General features: G+C 64.5%; 1 protein-coding gene. It reads left to right on the top strand.

Going from position 1 to position 1,314, the window contains the following annotated elements:
* Positions 1–24 precede the first annotated feature (24 nt).
* Positions 25–1,314 (top strand): alpha/beta hydrolase (locus Y705_RS16975; RefSeq protein ID WP_049822193.1); only part of this gene is annotated, 1,290 nt, incomplete at its 3' end.

The following is a 1,314-nucleotide window of genomic DNA, read 5'->3' as shown; positions in this document are numbered from 1 at the left end:
GACTGCGGCGTGTGAAAGGTTGCCATGTTTCAGCAGTACAAATCCCTCCTGACCGGACTCGCCCTGACCCCCCTGCTGCTTCTCGGCACAGCACCCCTTACACAGGCCGCTCAGCCGGCCGCGGGTGCTGGCTCGGCGGATGGGTCGCAGACCGTGCAGCGGGAAGTGAGTTTCGAAGTCCAGAACCTCAACCGCAGCAAAATCCCCTGCGAAGCCGACGGGGAAACCTACACCGTCCGCGGCAGTATCACCGGACCTCAGGACGCACTGGAGGACCCGCAGGCCGTGACCCTTCTCCTGCACGGGCTCAGCTACGGTGAGTTCTTCGGAAACTACACCGAACAGCCCGGCTACAACTTCGCCCAGAAGCAAGCCGCAGCAGGACACGTGACCGTCACGGTCGACCGGCTTGGCTATGACTCCTCCGACAAGCCCGAGGGAACCGGCATCTGCTTCGGATCCCGCGCGGATATCGCCCACCAGATCGTCACCCAGCTGCGCAGCGGCGACTACCAGGCCGGCGACACCGCAGAAAGCGCCCCAGCCTTCGAGGAGGTGGTCCTTGCCGGGCACTCCGTCGGAGGGATCATTGCCCAAGCCGCGGCCTATAGTTTCGGGGACATCGACGGCTTGATGGTCCTGTCCTACTCCGACACCACCGTCTCTCCCGCCGCGATGGGTGCCCTGGAAACGGCAATCGCTGCCTGCGAGGCTGGTGGAGGGCTCTCCGAAGGTGACCCCGGCTCACCCGGGTACGTCTACTTCGGCGCGGACACCCCGGAGATGTTCATCAAAGCCCACTTCTTCACCGACAACGCCGAACCAGCAGTGGTGGATACCACGGCCGCGATGCGCAACATGGACCCCTGCGGCGACATCACCTCCTACAAGGCAGCGGTAGACACCAACAAGGCCAACATCGGATCAATCACCACACCCACCCTGGTCCTCATCGGCGGCCAGGACGCCATCTACCCCATCCAGGCCGAGGAACAGGCCGCACTGCTCACCGGAGTCCAGGACATCACCTCGGTGACCATCCCGGCCACCGGGCACGCCCTGACCCTTCACAACACCAAGGACCAGTTCTCAGCCGAGGTCTCCGCCTGGTTGGATACCCACAACTTCGGCTCCACCCAGATGGGACAAATGCCCACCGGCGGGGCGGATACCGGTGTTACAGGAACACCGGCCGCGAACAACACCAACGAAACGACGATCGGCATCGCCGCCCTCGCCGGAGCGCTGCTTCTGGCAGCAGGAGCGCTCACCGGAGTCCAGGACATCACCTCGGTGACCATCCCGGCCACCGGG

Origin of the sequence: Arthrobacter sp. H41 (genome assembly GCF_000520535.1) — a bacterium.
Lineage (GTDB): Bacteria > Actinomycetota > Actinomycetes > Actinomycetales > Micrococcaceae > Arthrobacter_D.
This window is presented reverse-complemented; position numbering and strand designations above follow the sequence as displayed.